General features: G+C 34.9%; 15 protein-coding genes. 2 read left to right on the plus strand and 13 right to left on the minus strand.

The genetic code is table 11. The annotated features are described in order from the left end of the window. Positions 1 to 70: 70 nt before the first annotated feature. Positions 71 to 1,264: an ADP-forming succinate--CoA ligase subunit beta gene (sucC, locus tag JOD96_RS06350; protein ID WP_042566560.1), complete on the plus strand. Its 1,194-nt coding sequence runs from the start codon at positions 71 to 73 to the stop codon at positions 1,262 to 1,264. Positions 1,265 to 1,448: 184 nt separating this feature from the next. Here sucC and JOD96_RS06355 read toward each other — a convergent pair whose 3' ends face one another. Genes JOD96_RS06355 through JOD96_RS06365 form a run of 3 tightly spaced genes read right to left on the minus strand, consistent with a single transcriptional unit; the run spans position 1,449 to position 3,772 of the window. Further along, positions 1,449 to 1,907 carry a DUF1456 family protein gene (locus JOD96_RS06355; RefSeq protein ID WP_209563440.1) on the minus strand — a complete coding sequence of 153 codons (459 nt, stop codon included), beginning with the start codon at positions 1,905 to 1,907 and terminating at the stop codon, positions 1,449 to 1,451. 41 nt (positions 1,908 to 1,948) lie between these two features. Further along, on the minus strand, positions 1,949 to 2,959 hold the full coding sequence (locus JOD96_RS06360) for a dipeptide epimerase (protein ID WP_209563441.1): 1,011 nt from the start codon (positions 2,957 to 2,959) through the stop codon (positions 1,949 to 1,951). 15 nt (positions 2,960 to 2,974) lie between these two features. Continuing rightward, positions 2,975 to 3,772, minus strand: coding sequence for an alpha/beta hydrolase (locus tag JOD96_RS06365; RefSeq protein WP_209563442.1), 798 nt, complete (start codon positions 3,770 to 3,772; stop codon positions 2,975 to 2,977). Between the two features lie 52 nt (positions 3,773 to 3,824). Here JOD96_RS06365 and JOD96_RS06370 point away from each other — a divergent pair, with 52 nt between their 5' ends. Continuing rightward, positions 3,825 to 4,226, plus strand: a complete 402-nt coding sequence (locus JOD96_RS06370; RefSeq protein ID WP_209563443.1) for an excinuclease ABC subunit B — start codon at positions 3,825 to 3,827, stop codon at positions 4,224 to 4,226. On the opposite strand, the gene uvrB is transcribed toward JOD96_RS06370, so the two are convergent. From uvrB to JOD96_RS06420, 10 genes are all read right to left on the minus strand, one after another. Continuing rightward, complete coding sequence (gene uvrB, locus JOD96_RS06375) at positions 4,223 to 6,214, minus strand: excinuclease ABC subunit UvrB (RefSeq protein ID WP_209563444.1); 1,992 nt, start codon at positions 6,212 to 6,214, stop codon at positions 4,223 to 4,225. The two genes, JOD96_RS06370 and uvrB, sit on opposite strands and share 4 nt — an antisense overlap. A 61-nt stretch (positions 6,215 to 6,275) precedes the next feature. Then, positions 6,276 to 7,211: an alpha/beta fold hydrolase gene (locus JOD96_RS06380; RefSeq protein WP_209563445.1), complete on the minus strand. Its 936-nt coding sequence runs from the start codon at positions 7,209 to 7,211 to the stop codon at positions 6,276 to 6,278. A gap of 102 nt (positions 7,212 to 7,313) precedes the next feature. Then, positions 7,314 to 7,544 (minus strand): hypothetical protein, encoded by a 231-nt coding sequence (locus JOD96_RS06385; RefSeq protein WP_209563446.1) that lies wholly within the window; start codon positions 7,542 to 7,544, stop codon positions 7,314 to 7,316. A 59-nt stretch (positions 7,545 to 7,603) separates the two neighbouring features. After that, a complete protein-coding gene (gene rlmF / locus JOD96_RS06390; RefSeq protein ID WP_209563447.1) occupies positions 7,604 to 8,554 on the minus strand; it encodes a 23S rRNA (adenine(1618)-N(6))-methyltransferase RlmF in 951 nt (316 codons plus the stop codon). A gap of 248 nt (positions 8,555 to 8,802) precedes the next feature. Further along, positions 8,803 to 9,465 carry a thiamine diphosphokinase gene (locus JOD96_RS06395; protein ID WP_209563448.1) on the minus strand — a complete coding sequence of 221 codons (663 nt, stop codon included), beginning with the start codon at positions 9,463 to 9,465 and terminating at the stop codon, positions 8,803 to 8,805. A gap of 142 nt (positions 9,466 to 9,607) precedes the next feature. After that, a complete protein-coding gene (locus tag JOD96_RS06400; protein WP_209563449.1) occupies positions 9,608 to 10,048 on the minus strand; it encodes a DinB family protein in 441 nt (146 codons plus the stop codon). Between the two features lie 5 nt (positions 10,049 to 10,053). Beyond that, entirely contained in the window at positions 10,054 to 10,536 is a 483-nt protein-coding gene (locus JOD96_RS06405) for a GyrI-like domain-containing protein (protein WP_209563450.1), read from the minus strand. 9 nt (positions 10,537 to 10,545) lie between these two features. Beyond that, complete coding sequence (locus JOD96_RS06410; protein WP_209563451.1) at positions 10,546 to 11,367, minus strand: DUF4249 domain-containing protein; 822 nt, start codon at positions 11,365 to 11,367, stop codon at positions 10,546 to 10,548. A 31-nt stretch (positions 11,368 to 11,398) separates the two neighbouring features. Beyond that, a complete protein-coding gene (locus JOD96_RS06415; RefSeq protein ID WP_209563452.1) occupies positions 11,399 to 13,780 on the minus strand; it encodes a TonB-dependent receptor in 2,382 nt (793 codons plus the stop codon). 133 nt (positions 13,781 to 13,913) lie between these two features. Next, complete coding sequence (locus tag JOD96_RS06420; RefSeq protein WP_209563453.1) at positions 13,914 to 16,136, minus strand: NADP-dependent isocitrate dehydrogenase; 2,223 nt, start codon at positions 16,134 to 16,136, stop codon at positions 13,914 to 13,916. Between the last annotated feature and the right edge of the window lie 217 nt (positions 16,137 to 16,353).

The following is a 16,353-nucleotide window of genomic DNA, read 5'->3' on the forward strand; positions in this document are numbered from 1 at the left end:
AAGTTGAATTTTGCTATTTTTGTCGCACTTTTATTCTGAACTAAATTCAGAACCAGACAAATTCTATATTATGAACATACACGAATATCAAGGAAAAGAAATTTTAGCAAGTTACGGAGTACGCATTCAACGCGGAATTGTGGCTAACAATGCAGTTGAAGCTGTAGCTGCTGCAAAACAATTAACGGCCGAAACCGGAACAGGATGGCATGTGATTAAAGCACAAATTCACGCAGGTGGTCGTGGAAAAGGTGGTGGAGTTAAGTTGGCTAAAAATTTACAACAAGTTGAAGAAATTGCAGGACAAATTATAGGAATGCAATTAATTACGCCTCAAACTTCTGCTGAGGGTAAAAAAGTAAACAAAGTTTTAGTTGCTGAAGATGTTTACTATCCTGGTGAAAGTGAAACTTCTGAATTTTATGTTTCTGTTTTATTGAATAGAGCTACAGGACGCAACATGATTATGTATTCTACTGAAGGTGGAATGGATATCGAAGAAGTTGCTGAGCACACACCACACTTAATCTTTACTGAAGAGGTTGATCCTTCTGTAGGTTTACAAGGTTTTCAGGCTAGAAGAATTGCTTTTAACTTAGGTCTTTCCGGAAATGCTTTCAAAGAAATGGTTAAATTCATCGACGCACTTTACAATGCTTACATTGGTTCTGATGCTTCTATGTTTGAAATCAACCCGGTTTTGAAAACATCTGATAACAAAATTATGGCTGTTGATGCTAAAGTAAATATCGATGATAATGCTTTATACAGACAACCAAAGTATGCTGAAATGAGAGATATCCGTGAGGAGAACCCAATCGAAGTTGAAGCTAAAGAAGTAGGATTGAATTATGTAGATCTTGACGGTACTGTAGGATGTATGGTAAACGGAGCTGGTCTTGCAATGGCAACTATGGATTTAATTAAATACGCTGGTTTTGAGCCTGCTAACTTCCTTGACGTTGGTGGAACTGCTGATGCTAAACGTGTTGAAACTGCTTTCAGAATTATCTTGAAAGATCCAAACGTAAAAGCTATTTTGATTAACATTTTTGGAGGAATCGTTCGTTGTGACCGTGTTGCTCAAGGTGTTGTTGATGCTTACAAAAATATGGGTGATGCTATTAAAGTGCCAATTATCGTTCGTTTGCAAGGAACAAATGCTGAAATTGCAAAAGAATTAATTGACAATTCTGGTATGCCAATCTTATCTGCTGTTCAGTTTCAAGAAGCTGCAGATCAAGTTAAAGCTGCGCTTTCTTAATCAAATAAGAAATCAATTATATAGAAAAGCCTCCGATATCGGAGGCTTTTTTTTTCAGGTCAATTTAACCGCAAAGTGCGCAAGGTTTTTACTTGTAGGGTTTTATATAAACGCAAAAGTTCGCAAAGCTTTATCAATATAGCTTTGCGAACATTGCGTAATTCTTAGCGCTCTTTGCGGTTAATTATTTTTTATTCTTTCCGTTTTTATAGACAACCTTTTCTACCACCTGTATTTTAGGTGCAGCAGGTTTTTTCTTAAAAGGTTTTTTAGCCGCAGTTCCTGTTTTAGAAGGTGCTTTATCGCCTCTTCCTTTTTCAGCATCTTTCGCACTTGCTTTAAATTCAGGTCTTTCTTTTGTGCTGTCTTTCTTCGGAATTTCTGCTTTATGTTTTGCTAAAACATCGTTTGGGTTTTTAGGATTTTCTTTTGTTCCTCTTAAATGAATTACCAATCCGTTCAGGAAATTACGCAAAACCTGATCGCCGCATTCCATATAATTTTCATGATCTTCGGCTCTGAAAAAAGCTCCTAATTCTGATTTTGAAATTCTAAAATCTACTAATTCTAAAATCTCAACTATTTGGTCATCACGGAGCATTAAAGCCACGCGAAGTTTTTTTAAGATATCGTTGTTCGTCATCGTTTAATTTTTTACAAAGGTACATTATTTTCCAAGGAATGTCAGAACAAAATTACGCCAGTTCCGGTTCTGTCAGGGTAAAATGTTTTGCCGTTTTCAATTGTTATACCGCTGGCTATATCTTCGGCCAATAATAAAGGACCATCCATATCGACATAATCTAATTCGGGTAATAAATGAGCAATCGAAGAAATTCCAACAGTTGATTCTGTCATACATCCTACCATTGTTTTTAAACCAAGTTTTTTAGCCTCAGCAATCATTCTTCTGCCGGGTGTAATTCCGCCACATTTCATTAATTTGATATTTACGCCATGAAAATGATTGTAACATTTTACAACATCACTTTCTATAATGCAACTCTCATCGGCTATGATTGGCAAAACGGAGTTTTTAAAAACTTCCCGCTGACCTTGCCAATCGTTTGCTTTTAGGGGCTGTTCGATAAATTCCACATTTAATTTTTTTAGAATTTCAGCATTCGATAAAGTTTCCTCAACCGTCCAGGCGCAATTGGCATCAACCCTAAAAACAGCATCGCTCTGTTTTCTTAATTCGGTTACAATTGCAATATCTTCCGGAGTGCCCAGTTTTATTTTATAAATCGGCCACGGAAGTTCTTTCATTTTAGCAATCATATTTTCGATACTTCCAATACCGATTGTGTAATTTGTTAACGGATTATTTGCTATGTCGTAATTCCATAATTCATATAGTTTTTTGCCTTTTTTGCGCGCATACAAATCATTATAAGCATTATCTAAAGCGCATAAAGCAAATGGATTGTTTTGTAAAAAAGGACTTAATTTGAGCCAGAATTCCTCGGGAGTTTCATTCGAAGTATTTTCAATATTATTACGAATTAGTTCAATATCGTTTTGTATGATATCAATTGTGATATTATAATACGGATTTGAAGTTGCCTCACCAAAACCGGAAAAACCATCTTCTTGTAGCTCGACAATAACTGAAGGCTGAAAATCAATTGATTTTCTCGAAATCCTAAAAGTGTGTTTCAGTTTAAGATCGTAAGCTCTTACTATTAATTTCATATTATAAAATTATTTTTAATAACCAAGCCATACTATTGCTTTTGCAAAACCATCGCGCCAGAGTTTTTCATTATGCTGTCCGTTTTTTACAACTTTAGTTTTGGTAAGATGAAGGCAATAGCAGCGTTTAGTGTCTAGTAAATACTCCATTTTAGTCACATCTTTTACCATATTTTCATCTTCATTGTCTCCACATAAAAAATATATTTTTGTTTTGATTTTTGGGGCTTTTTCGGTAAAAGTGAAAATTTCTTTTGAAAACCAAAATGAAGGAGAAAAAATGCCGGCCTTACCAAAAACTTCGGGATATTTTACAGCAGCATAATAAGATACCAAACCACCCAGCGAACTTCCCATAATTATAGTGTTTTTGGGTTTTGTTTTGGTTCTGTAGTTTTTGTCGATATATGGTTTTAAAGTTTTTACAATAAAATCAACATAATTATCGGCATTTCCGCCGCCGTATTTTTCATTTTTATAAGGTGTTAATTCTTCTATGCGTTTTTCGTTTCCATGCTCAATTCCGACCACAATTACCTGTGCTTTTAAACTATCCAGTTTTTCATCGACATTCCATTCACCAACAAAAGAAGTCTTTGTATCAAATAGATTTTGCGCATCATGCATGTAGATTACACTAAATTTCTTTTTTACTGCTGTTGCATAATCCTCAGGAAGATAAATCCAGATTTCTTTTGTGGTTTTGAGCTGAGGTGCCTCGATAGTAAAAGTCGATACATTTTTTGAAGCGGTGCTTTGGGCATTCCCGGATATCATCCAAAAGAATATAAAAATGAAGAAACCTCGAGTCATTAGTTTTGTGTTTATACTTAAAAACAATATTTTAGCTAAAAATACAAATTTGATGAATACGCAAATAGAAAAGAAAAGTTTACTTTTAGAAATGATCGCTTTTTCTACAATCGATGGGAATCTGCATAAACGTGAGCATGAATTTCTATGGATTGTGGCACAGGAATTAAATATAGATCGTACTGAGTTTAATGATTTATTTCATCAGGAAATAAAACCATTAGTTATAAGATCAGAGTTTCAGCGTATTCAGCAGTTTTACAGACTGGCTTTAATTATGCATTGTGACGGCATTCTGCATGCAAAAGAGGCCAAAGCCATTCAGCAAATTGCAATCGAAATGGGACTGAATCCAAATGCAACAAAAAGAATTCTGGATTTAATGAAAAAAGCACCAAATGCGATAATTGATCCTAAACTTCTGCTAAAGGTATTTCAGGAACAACACAATTAAGCCAATTGTTCCTGTAGTTTTTTAATATCATCACGCAATTTAGCAGCTTGTAAAAAGTCAAGTTCTTTTGCTGCTTTTTCCATAGATTTACGTTTTTCACGAATCATTTTCTCCAAATCTGCCTTAGACATATAAGCCGTTTCCGGTTCTGCAGCAGCAGTCAGTGTATGGCCTAATTCATATTCTACTAATGGATTTTTAGTAAAAGCACTTTCGATTTTTTTATTCAATGCCTGAGGCACAATATTGTTAGCTGTATTAAAGTTAATTTGCTTTGTTCTTCTGTATTCGGTTTCGTCAATTGTTTTCTGCATACTGGCTGTAATTTTATCAGCATACAAAATTGCTTTACCGTTTAAGTTTCTTGCGGCACGACCAATAGTTTGGGTCAAAGACCTGTGATTACGAAGAAACCCTTCTTTATCGGCATCAAGAATCGCTACAAGAGAAACTTCGGGCAAATCAAGCCCTTCACGAAGCAGGTTTACACCAATAAGAACATCAAAAATACCTTTTCTTAAATCCTGCATGATTTCGATACGCTCCAAAGTATCTACTTCTGAGTGAATATAACGGCATCGAACGTTAACTTTGGTTAAGTATTTTGCCAGTTCTTCGGCCATTCTTTTGGTCAGGGTTGTAACTAAAACCCGTTCATCTAATTCGCAGCGTACCTGAATTTCTTCGATTAAATCATCAATCTGATTTAGACTCGGGCGAACTTCTATTGTTGGGTCTAATAATCCCGTTGGACGAATAATCTGTTCTACATATATACCATCAGATTTTTGCAATTCATAATCAGCAGGGGTTGCAGATACATAAATTACCTGATTTTGTAATGCCTCAAATTCCTCGAATTTCAACGGACGGTTATCCATCGCAGCCGGAAGCCTAAAACCATACTCTACCAGATTTTCTTTACGGCTTCTGTCTCCGCCGTACATGGCATGAACCTGAGAAACCGTTACGTGACTTTCATCAACGATCATCAAAAAATCGTTTGGAAAATAATCTAACAGACAGAAAGGCCTTGTGCCGGCTTGTCGTCCGTCAAGATAACGCGAATAATTTTCAATTCCCGAACAATAACCTAATTCCCGAATCATTTCAAGATCAAAATTAGTTCGTTCTTCCAAACGTTTTGCTTCGAGGTGTTTGCCTATTTCTTTAAAATAATCTACTTGTTTGACCAAATCCTGCTGAATTTCCCAAATAGCTCCTTGTAGAACTTCGGGAGAAGTCACAAACATATTGGCGGGATAAATCGTGAGTCTTTTAAATTTTTCGATGACTTGCGATGTCTTGGCATCAAATGATTCTATTTCTTCAATTTCGTCTCCAAAAAAGTGGATTCTAAATGCGTCATCGGCATAACTTGGATATACTTCTACCGTGTCGCCTTTAATTCTAAAAGTTCCCGGATTAAAATCGGCTTCTGTTCTGGCATATAAACTCTGTACCAGACTGTGCAATAATTTTGTTCTCGAAATAACCTGATCTCTTGTAATTTCGATTACGTTTTTCTTAAATTCAACCGGATTTCCTATACCATACAAACAAGAAACCGATGCTACGACCAAAACATCACGACGCCCTGAAAGGAGAGAAGAAGTGGTGCTTAAACGCATTTTTTCAAGCTCTTCGTTGATAGATAAATCTTTTTCAATAAAAACTCCTGTAACAGGCATAAAAGCTTCCGGCTGATAATAATCGTAGTACGAAACGAAATATTCTACAGCGTTATTGGGAAAAAACTGTTTGAACTCCGAATACAATTGTGCTGCCAAAGTTTTGTTGTGTGCCAAAACCAGTGTTGGTCTTTGCACTTCCTGAATAACATTGGCAACAGTAAAAGTTTTACCGGAACCCGTAACTCCCAGTAAGGTTTGGTATTTTTCTCCATCAACGACACCTTGTGCCAATTTCTGGATTGCCTGAGGCTGATCACCTTTTGGGCTATATTCTGAGAAAACTTCGAATTTCATTTTGAATGGCTGAAAATTAAGTCTTGTAAAGATACAAACTTTGAATTCTTATAAGAAATCATCATTCTAAAAAGTCTATCATAGCTGTATTGGTTATTTTAGACTGATCGATGCTTAAGAAATGTCCGGCATCTTTTATAATTTTGGTTTTGCTGTTTACCAGATATTTTTGCGCTCTTTCAACACTGTCTTCGCCGTTAATCACATCATGATCACCAATTAGAACCAAAACAGGATTTTGAATTGATTTTAATTCGTCGTCTGAGAATGGATGCATTTTAAGCATGCTGGAATTTGATTTTGCATATTTATTAGCAAGATAAAATTGCCTTTTGTAAGCCGGGCTTATTTTTTCAGGATGTGTGGAGAAAGTGTTTAATGTTTTTCCGAATTTTTTTTCGCTCGGAAAAAGCTTGAGCATCAAGGCTGAAGATGTTTTTCCTATTTTGTCAATAAATTTAAAAGTCTGCGCCGGACTTAATAAAACTATTTTGTCAATAGAATTATGTTTCTGGGTTGCTAACAAAGTTGCTATCCATCCGCCACGAGAAGCTCCAACAATATCAAATTTCTTTAATTTATAATGATTGAAAATCTCGTTGTACCAAATCACAATTTCTTCTAAAGAAAGTGGCTTATCTTTTAAAACAGATTTGTTTGGCTCCATTAAAAAATCGATAGCATAAACACGGTGCGTTTTGGCCAAAACCTTAATGTTGGGATACCACATTGTAGAACTGGCGTCCATTCCGTGAAGTAAAACCAAATCTTTCCCATTTTTTGGCCCTGCAATAATAACATGTGCAGTTCCGTAAGAGGTTTTAATATTTTCTTCTGTATAGGGAATATCCCAAAGTTTGAGGGCCTTATTGTATGAAGCTGTATAAGAATCTTTTTCTTTTTTGGTTTTAAAGCTGTAATCTTCAAATTTTGTTTTTGTGGAAGAACATCCTATAAAAAGAAATAAGATAACAATTTGTAGCGATTTTTTTAGCATAGTAGTGAATTAGATATACTAAAATTACCTGAAAATAAAATTTAACATGTAATACAATTATGTTTTAAACTATCATAATTATAATGTTGTTTAAATAAATTTTTAAGACAACTTCCACTTTTCAACTTCTGACAGTATTTCTGATTGCGAATAAAAATCATTGGCCACAATATCTTCTTCAGATAATGTAAGTTCATAATTGTTTTCCTTAAAATTATTTTCCAGAGATGTTTTTCTGCTGTCAACAATTATTTTTAGGGCAGACAAAAAAGCTGTATCATCAATTTGACTGATTTCAGAAATCAACGTATTTTTTAGTTTAAGACTGTTCATATAGAGGTGTTTTTATCTCTAAGTTACAAAACTATATGTTATAAATTGCTTTCAAAAGCTTAAATTTTCCAGTCCAATTGTTCTTTTTCGTTTAAAAAACTCCAGGCTACAATACGACTATTTTTCTGTCCTTGCGACATTTCGATTGTTTTTATCGAAACTGCATTTACCTTTTTTAAAATTTTATAAATAGAAGAGAGATTTTCCTTTTTAGAAACCAAAGTTGTAAACCATAAACATTGCGAAGCATATTTTGCACTTTCGTAAATCATTTGTGTTACAAAACCAATTTCGCCTCCATTACACCATAATTCAGCATTTTGACCTCCGAAATTTAGAACAGGATTGGAAGTTTTCTTTTCCTTCGGATTTAAATTAGAAACTTTTCTAACGGTACTTTTATTTGCTTCTTCTGCAGAAGCATGAAATGGAGGATTACACATTGTAAAAGTAAAGCGGTCTTCGGGTGTAATGATATTTTTAAAAATAAAACGCGATTCGGTTTGTTGTTGTAAACTTATAGCGTCAATTAGTTTTGGATTGGCTTCTATAATTTTACTACAATTCTGGATTGCCATTTTGTCAATATCTGTACCTACAAAGCTCCAATTGTAAATGCTGCATCCTAATATCGGATAGATTAAATTTGCGCCTGTTCCGATGTCTAAACCTAAAACATTAGAAGTATTTGGAGTTTCATTATTATGACTTTCTGCCAATAAATCTGCGATGTAATGTATATAATCTGCACGCCCTGGAATTGGCGGACAAAGATAATTTTTAGGAATACTCCAGTTTTGAATATCGTAATACGTTTGTAATAAAGCTTTATTCAACGTTTTTACTGCAATCGGATTGCTAAAGTCAATAGTTTGAATTCCGTGTTTATTGATGGAAACAAAAGCTTTCAATTCAGGACAATTCGAAATCAGTTTTTTGAAATCATATTGCGAACGATGGAGATTTCTTGGGTGTAAATTGTCTTTTTGTAAATTGTTTTCTGCTTTCATTTGTCTTGATTTCTGTGTAAAGATAGCGATTCCTTTTTTGGATGCTTAGAATTTCACCCCGATGGCGCTTTGCCTAAATGTGTGATTAATATTTCTATAAATATTTCATCGCGATGGGATTTCTTTATGTGGTTTTAAAAAACTCAGCGGAGCGTAATATTTATAGCAAAATTAGTTTGCGTTATCAATAAAGCTCCATAGGAGCGACATTTATTAATATTTCACAATTCACTCCTCTGAGATTCATTTTAGTCAAAACATTCCATCAAAAGAAGATCACCTTCAAGATGTGTAATCGTCACAATACCGTCTTTTTCTACAGAATTACTGCTTCCGGTTCTGTAGCCCATTGTAAGTGTATCATTGTTTAATTCGTATTTTAAGTTATTCGAAAAAATACCATTTACAACACCAATTGGAATAAGAGAAATTGGTGTTTTTGCTGTATACCATTTCTCGAATTTGTTGGGTAATAAAAATATTTTAGAATGATCGTCGAGAATTACAATTTTAAGCAAATTGCGATAACGCACAATATTGGTAAGATTTGTAATAGTATGATCGGCGCGTTTTCCTGTGGCCCAAACAACATTTGCGGCAGGAATTTGTCTTTGTATTAAATAATCAAAAGCTTTTTCAAGATCTGTTTTATTTTGATCCGGTGCGTATACAATTTCGATAGGATATTGTGACGTTCTGTAAATTTCGGGATCAAAACCACGATCGAAATCTCCCAGAAGTACATCGACTTTAATGCCCAATTCAAGAACTCTTTCTATGGCAGAATCGAGTACCACAACCAATGGAGACCATTCTAATAATTGCCCTAGTAACTCTGGGTCACAGGCTGCTCCGTTGGCAATGATTAAGGCAGGTTCCTGGTCGTCGCGTACAATATGGTGTGATGACATGTTGATTTTTTTTTGAGATGCAAAGGTACGGGTAGAATTTTAGAGTTCTGATTTTAGATTTTAGATTTTTTGCCGCAGATTAGATTAATCTGCACCAAATATTTTGAGCCAGTGATTTTAATCTAAAATCTAAACTCTAAAATTAAATAAATCTTCTATGATAATTTATCTGACCTAAATGATATGCCAAATGTGTAGAAAGATGCACCAGAAAATATCCGGTTGTCATTTCTTTTTCGAAAACAATTTCCGGATAAATGGCTTCTAGATCAGCTTCGGTTAAAGAATCGAAAACAGTATTTACCATGGCAATTGTTTGTTCTATTTTATGGATTAATTCTGATTTCGGAATATCTTTTAAGGAAAATTCCAAAGGTCTGTTGCGAATGTAACCGGTTTTTCCAAGTTGTGCACCAATATAGGTATTAATATTGCCAATTAAATGAAGGCAAAGATTTCCGGCAGAATTTGAGATATTTTTGTCGATTGCCCAAATTTTAGATTCGTCCTGATAGGATTCTATTTCTAATTTGAGTTTATTAAGATCACGGGTAAAAAGCGATTTTAGTGTTTCGATTAGCATGATTTTTATAATTTGTTTTTTATCGGAATCCAGATTTCTTCTTCAGAGTCAGGATCATTTTTTTTGTACTTCTCACCCATTATGGCAAAATGCGGGCGGTCATCAACAGTATATTCTGAGTTTGGCAGCCATTCTACAAATATACCATGATAGGTTTTATAAGCCTCATTCTGGTCACCTTTATGAATAAAAACAGCGTATAATTGTGGAGGAATTATTAAGCTCTCCATTTCGGCTGGAATTTCGCTAAAATCTGAGACTTCAACGGCTGCCCATTTTTCGAAATGTTCTTTGGGATCAAATTCATTAAAATGCCCCGGAGTAAAAACTTCTAAGGAATATAAATCAGAGCCAATCTGGTTTTTTATTTCTTTGCGGCGAGGCATGAATGAAGACCACAATTCAAAGGTTTTATTTTCAAGAAATGACATTGTAATATGTTTTCCTATAAGTTTTTTTTCTGTAGCAATTTCAATTCTGGCTTCCATTTATAAGTATTATTCAATAATATATTTTCTTGTATCTATTTCGCTTAGCGAAAAATAGCCCAAAGGATAATTCGCTTTATCTGTTGTATTTACAATATTTCCTTTTACAGTAGCCGGCGGTGACTGAAACGGACCTCCAACATTGCTTCCTGCAATACTGACAAGGATATTCATATAATTATAATATTGTTTTGAGATTCCAATATGGGTAATTTCAATTTCATCTCCGGCTTTTAGCTCGTCATCATCTGAAATACTGAAAAATTCATTACCCTGAAAAAACTTGTCTTCATCAACATAAAAAGTAGATGCTATTTTATTCGAATATACATATCTATATAAATAATAATTTGTTTCATCAGCGGGATCATTATAAAACGCTTTGATCTCAATATCTTTTCCGGTAAAACCACCTTCATTATTTTGTTCAATCCTGGTTATGGGCGCAATAGCTTTCATGGTTTCTTTTGCTGTATACGTATTACCGTTTGTCACAATAGTCAGTGTATATTCTTCATTAATTACGGGTTTAAAATTGGGACAGATATAACGTCCGCTTTTAGGTACTTCAATAAAATTAAATTGTTGGTTCTCACTGTTCTTTATAAAAACAGTTGCCCCCGAAACTACGGGAATCTGATCTTCAAAATATCCTGTTGTGGTCGTTAGCCTAATAACCTGTTGTGCACCGTTGGTTCCTTTTTTCCAATTGATTGCAGCTTCAATAACCAATTTTGGCGGTGCTGTATCGAGATCAACATCAACAACTTCTTCACAACTTGTAAAGAAGAGTGAAATCAAAAAAACAGTTAATAAAATTACTTTTTTCATATTGTATTTATTTCTTGAAGAAATTAATTTTCTAAAATTTAAAATTATAGCTAACAGCCGGGACAATTCGAAAAATCGATGTTTTTACTGCTTCATTTATACCGGTATCAACATTTTGGCGAAAATTTATCGAAGCGGCATTTTTTCGATTATACAAATTGTAGATACTAAAAACCCATTCGCCTTTCCAGTTCCTGTCCTTGTTTTTTCTCGGCGTCAGCGTTGCCGAAATATCCAGATGATGATAAGCCGGTAAACGATGCTCATTTCTCAGTCCATAGCTTGGTACTGTTATTCCTAAATACTCATATTGACCATTGGGATACGTAACAGGCTGCCCGGACTGCAAAGCGAAGTTCGCACCAAAGGACCATTTTTCATTGAGATTGTATGCAGATGTTATGGCCAGATTATGTGTTTTATCATACGCAGAATTATACCATTGGCCGTTATTGATTCCGATTTCGTCAGGAGTTCTTCCCGGAGTCTGTTGTTCTGATTTTGATATGGTATATGAAATCCATCCATTGAATTTGCCTTCATTTTTTTTGACCATAATTTCCAGACCATAACTTCTCATACGGCCATTTAAAATCACCTGTTCAATAGCTTCATTTGCAATGAGATCGGCACCATCAATATAATCTAAACGATTCTGGACTTTTTTAAAATATGTTTCGGCCTCAAGAGAATAAGCGCCGCCATTGATGTTTCTAAAATAACCCAAAGCAACCTGATCTGCAATTTGCGGCTTTATGTAATTGTCACTTGGCATCCAGACATCCAGCGGAGTAGGAGATGAGGTATTTGAAATCAATTGAAGATATTGCGCCATTCTGTTATAACTGACTTTTATTGCTTCTTCATCATTTAACTGATAAGAAAGAGCAAATCGGGGTTCCAGATTATTATAGCTCTGAACCACTTTGTTTTTGCCATAATATTTAGTTGAAGATGGCGTGCCTTTCTCATAAATCTGCAAATCAGAATTGAAAACAACGGGACTATTATTATCATAAAAATTAATAGTTGACTCTCCCAAACGATAGAACAAACTATAGCGTAATCCGTAAGCAACTGTTAGTTTGTTGGTAATCTGGTTTTCTGCATCAATGTAAACAGAAGGCTCAAAAGCATATTTTTTATCTAACTGATCTGGATTTATGCCAGACACATCACTGCTTGGCTTGATAGTTCCGGGATTGAACTCATAATAAATCCCGTTTAAGCCATAATTTAATTTGAATTTATCTGAAATGTAATTCTTGAAATCGTATTTTATGTTGTAGTTTTTAATTCCTGAATCCCATTTAAAACCTACAAAATCCAAATCAAGTCCGTAATAATAATCGCTGTAAATAAGGGATAAATTAGAAAATAATTTATCTGAGAACAAGTGATTCCAACGAAGGTTCAAAGTTGCATTTCCGTAAATATTAGTAAAACTTTTGTTCAGGCTAAAAACATCACGGCCAAAATATCCTGATAAATACAAACTGTTATTGTCATTGAGTTTATAACTCAATTTAGTATTCAGATCATAAAAATAAGCCGAATTGTCTTTTTGGTCTTCAGATAGTTTTAAAAATAAATGTGCATAAGAAGCCCTTCCTCCGATAAGAAAAGAACCTTTGTCTTTTACCAAAGGACCTTCGGCAAGAATTCGGCTTGAAATTAAACCAATTCCACCATTTACATGAAAATCTTTACTGCTCCCGTCTTTTTGGTAAATATCCAGAACAGAAGAAGCTCTTCCTCCGTATCGGGCAGGAATTCCTCCTTTATAGAGTTTTAAATCTTTGATGGCATCCGGATTAAAAACCGAAAAGAAACCAAAAACATGCGAAGAATTAAATATAGTAGCTTCATCCAGCAAAATTAAATTCTGATCGGCACCACCACCGCGAACGTTAAATCCCGAAGCGCCTTCGCCGGCATTGGTAACACCCGGAAGTAATAAAATAGATTTTAAAACATCTACTTCTCCCAAAACAACAGGCATTTTTTTGATTGTGGCTATCGAAAGTTTATTGGTGCTCATTTCAGGAGATTTAGTATTGATTCTGCCTTTATTATCGGTAATCACAACTTCCTGAAGTTCTTCGCCCCCTTCGCTAAGTGCAAAATTATTTTTGGTATTTTGATTTAAATTAATTGTTTTCTGAATAGTCTGATAACCAACATAACTTATTTCGATTTGGTGTTCACCATCCGGAATTGTCAATGAATAAAAACCATATTCATTAGTAGTAGTTCCAATTTTTAAGGCAGGAATATAAAGGTTTACACCAATTAAGGTTTCATTGTTTTTTGAGTCGCTAACGATTCCGCTTAAAGTGAATTTTTCCTGAGAAAATGAAGTTAAAGTCGTTAAAATAAGAAGAATAAAAAAACTAATCTTTTTTGTAATCATGTTCTCAGTTTTTGATTTACATAGTTAACAATTCTTATTAAAAGTCATTACCTCAAAATTGTTAAATATGAGTTAAGAAAAAAAAGACAACCGTTTAGAGTTGTCTTTTTTGTGAAAATAGTAAAACTATATGTTATTTGATTTCAGCAAGAATTGCATTAAAAGTTGCACTAGGACGCATTGCTTTGCTTAATAACTCCGGAGTTGGCTGGTAATAACCGCCCAAAGTTTGTGGTTTTCCTTGCGCACCAATTAGTTCAGCATCGATTTTTGCTTCATTCGCTTCAAATTGAGCAGCAATTGGAGTGAAGATCGCTTTTAATTCAGCATCTTTATTTTGAGCAGCCAAAGCCTGAGCCCAATAGAAAGCTAAATAAAAGTGAGAACCACGGTTATCAATCTGTCCAACTTTACGGGCAGGAGATTTATCGTTTGCTAAGAATTTATCATTTGCCTGATCCAAAGTTTCAGATAAAACAATAGCTTTAGAATTGTCTAAAGTTTGTCCTAAGTGTTCTAAAGAAGCACCAAGTGCCAAAAACTCTCCTAATGAATCCCAACGCAAATATCCTTCTTCTGTAAATTGCTCAACGTGTTTTGGAGCAGAACCTCCCGCACCAGTTTCGAACAATCCTCCACCATTCATTAGGGGAACGATAGATAACATTTTTGCAGAAGTTCCTAATTCTAAAATTGGGAATAAATCTGTTAAGTAATCACGAAGCACGTTTCCTGTTACAGAAATAGTATCCAAACCTTTGATGATTCTGTCTAAAGTAAATTCTGTAGCAGCAACCGGGTTTAAAATACGGATATCTAAGTTTGTAGTATCGTAGTCTTTTAGGTATTTTTGCACTTTTACGATCAATTCTCTGTCGTGCGCTCTGTTCTCATCTAACCAGAAAACAGCAGGAGTGCTTGATAAACGAGCTCTGTTTACAGCCAGTTTAACCCAGTCCTGAATAGGAGCATCTTTTGCCTGACACATTCTGAAAATATCGTTTGTTTCAACGTTTTGCTCCATTAAAACATTTCCTTTTGCATCAACAACACGAACAACTCCGTCGCCTTTCATTTGAAAAGTTTTGTCGTGAGATCCGTATTCTTCTGCTTTTTGCGCCATTAATCCAACGTTTGGAACACTTCCCATTGTTTTTGGATCAAAAGCACCGTGTTTTTTACAGAAATCGATAGTAGCAGTATAAATTCCGGCATAAGAACGGTCCGGGATCACAGCAATTGTATCTTGTTGTTTTCCTTCTTTATTGTACATCTGTCCAGAAGTACGAATCATTGCCGGCATAGAAGCATCAACAATAACATCAGATGGAACGTGTAAGTTTGTAATACCTTTATCAGAATTAACCATTGCCAAAGCTGGTCCATTTTCGATAGCTTTAGTAATGTCTGCTTCAACTTCTGCCTGTTCAGGTCTACCTGCAATTTTTGCATAGATATCACCCAAACCATTTCTTGTATCAATATTTAATTCATTAAATAAAGTTTCATATTTTTTGAAAAGATCAGCAAAATATACTTCAACGATAGCGCCAAAGATAATCGGGTCCGAAACTTTCATCATAGTCGCTTTTAAATGCACAGAAAGAAGAACACCTTCTTTTCTAGCATCAGCAATTGCTTCAGCAGCAAATTCTTTTAATTTTTTTACACTTAAAACAGCGCTGTCGATGATTTCACCGGCTTTAAGCGGAGTACTTGCTTTTAAAACAGTTACAGATCCGTCTTTAGCCACAAATTCGATTTTTACATCATTAGCATCTGCAACAGTCAATGATTTCTCACTTCCGTAAAAATCACCGTTTGGCATAGAAGCCACTTTTGTTTTAGAATCAGCAGACCATGCACCCATTGAGTGAGGATTTGCTTTTGCGAAGTTTTTAACTGCTCTTGGCGCTCTACGGTCAGAGTTTCCTTCACGTAAAACCGGGTTTACGGCAGAACCTAAAACTTTAGCATATTTTCCTTTAATTTCCTTTTCAGCATCATTTTGAGGCTCTTCCGGATAATTAGGAATGTTGTAACCATGAGATTGCAATTCAGCAATTGCAGCTTTTAACTGCGGTACCGAAGCCGAAACGTTTGGCAATTTGATGATGTTGGCTTCTGGCTGCGTTGCTAATTGACCAAGTTCTGCCAAAGCATCTCCGGTTTTTTGAGCATCTGTTAGAACTTCAGGGAAATTTGATAAGATTCTACCTGCCAACGAAATGTCTCTGGTTTCAATTGCAATACCTGCCGTAGCAGTAAATGCCTGAACAATTGGTAAAAAAGAATAAGTCGCTAACAATGGCGCCTCATCAGTTAAGGTGTAATAAATTTTTGAATTCTGTGTCATTTCTTTTTTTTTTATGGTCGTATCGCCAAAGTACAGCGATGTAAAGGTGTATTCGGCTCAAAACGAGCGGAGCAAATATAATAAAAACAGTCCGAAAACGGTATAGTTTTACAGAGAAATACAGGAATTATCAAATTGTTATTTCGGAATCGTTAAATTGCTAAATCGATGATTTTGATATTAAAATATTACAGTTTTGATGAATCAGAGTTAAAAA

Source organism: Flavobacterium sp. 1355 (assembly GCF_017833415.1).
In the GTDB taxonomy this organism is placed as follows: domain Bacteria; phylum Bacteroidota; class Bacteroidia; order Flavobacteriales; family Flavobacteriaceae; genus Flavobacterium.

What these genes read in the sequence shown, in the direction of transcription:
- rlmF (WP_209563447.1), bottom strand. Translation starts at nt 8,554, where the DNA reads ATGAAAGCAGAAAACAATTTACAAAAAGACAATTTACACCCAAGAAAT.
- uvrB (WP_209563444.1), bottom strand. Translation starts at nt 6,214, where the DNA reads ATGAAATTCGAAGTTTTCTCAGAATATAGCCCAAAAGGTGATCAGCCT.
- JOD96_RS06385 (WP_209563446.1), bottom strand. Translation starts at nt 7,544, where the DNA reads ATGAACAGTCTTAAACTAAAAAATACGTTGATTTCTGAAATCAGTCAA.
- JOD96_RS06405 (WP_209563450.1), bottom strand. Translation starts at nt 10,536, where the DNA reads ATGGAAGCCAGAATTGAAATTGCTACAGAAAAAAAACTTATAGGAAAA.
- JOD96_RS06355 (WP_209563440.1), bottom strand. Translation starts at nt 1,907, where the DNA reads ATGACGAACAACGATATCTTAAAAAAACTTCGCGTGGCTTTAATGCTC.
- JOD96_RS06395 (WP_209563448.1), bottom strand. Translation starts at nt 9,465, where the DNA reads ATGTCATCACACCATATTGTACGCGACGACCAGGAACCTGCCTTAATC.
- JOD96_RS06360 (WP_209563441.1), bottom strand. Translation starts at nt 2,959, where the DNA reads ATGAAATTAATAGTAAGAGCTTACGATCTTAAACTGAAACACACTTTT.
- JOD96_RS06380 (WP_209563445.1), bottom strand. Translation starts at nt 7,211, where the DNA reads ATGCTAAAAAAATCGCTACAAATTGTTATCTTATTTCTTTTTATAGGA.
- JOD96_RS06400 (WP_209563449.1), bottom strand. Translation starts at nt 10,048, where the DNA reads ATGCTAATCGAAACACTAAAATCGCTTTTTACCCGTGATCTTAATAAA.
- JOD96_RS06370 (WP_209563443.1), top strand. Translation starts at nt 3,825, where the DNA reads ATGAATACGCAAATAGAAAAGAAAAGTTTACTTTTAGAAATGATCGCT.
- JOD96_RS06410 (WP_209563451.1), bottom strand. Translation starts at nt 11,367, where the DNA reads ATGAAAAAAGTAATTTTATTAACTGTTTTTTTGATTTCACTCTTCTTT.
- JOD96_RS06420 (WP_209563453.1), bottom strand. Translation starts at nt 16,136, where the DNA reads ATGACACAGAATTCAAAAATTTATTACACCTTAACTGATGAGGCGCCA.
- sucC (WP_042566560.1), top strand. Translation starts at nt 71, where the DNA reads ATGAACATACACGAATATCAAGGAAAAGAAATTTTAGCAAGTTACGGA.
- JOD96_RS06365 (WP_209563442.1), bottom strand. Translation starts at nt 3,772, where the DNA reads ATGACTCGAGGTTTCTTCATTTTTATATTCTTTTGGATGATATCCGGG.
- JOD96_RS06415 (WP_209563452.1), bottom strand. Translation starts at nt 13,780, where the DNA reads ATGATTACAAAAAAGATTAGTTTTTTTATTCTTCTTATTTTAACGACT.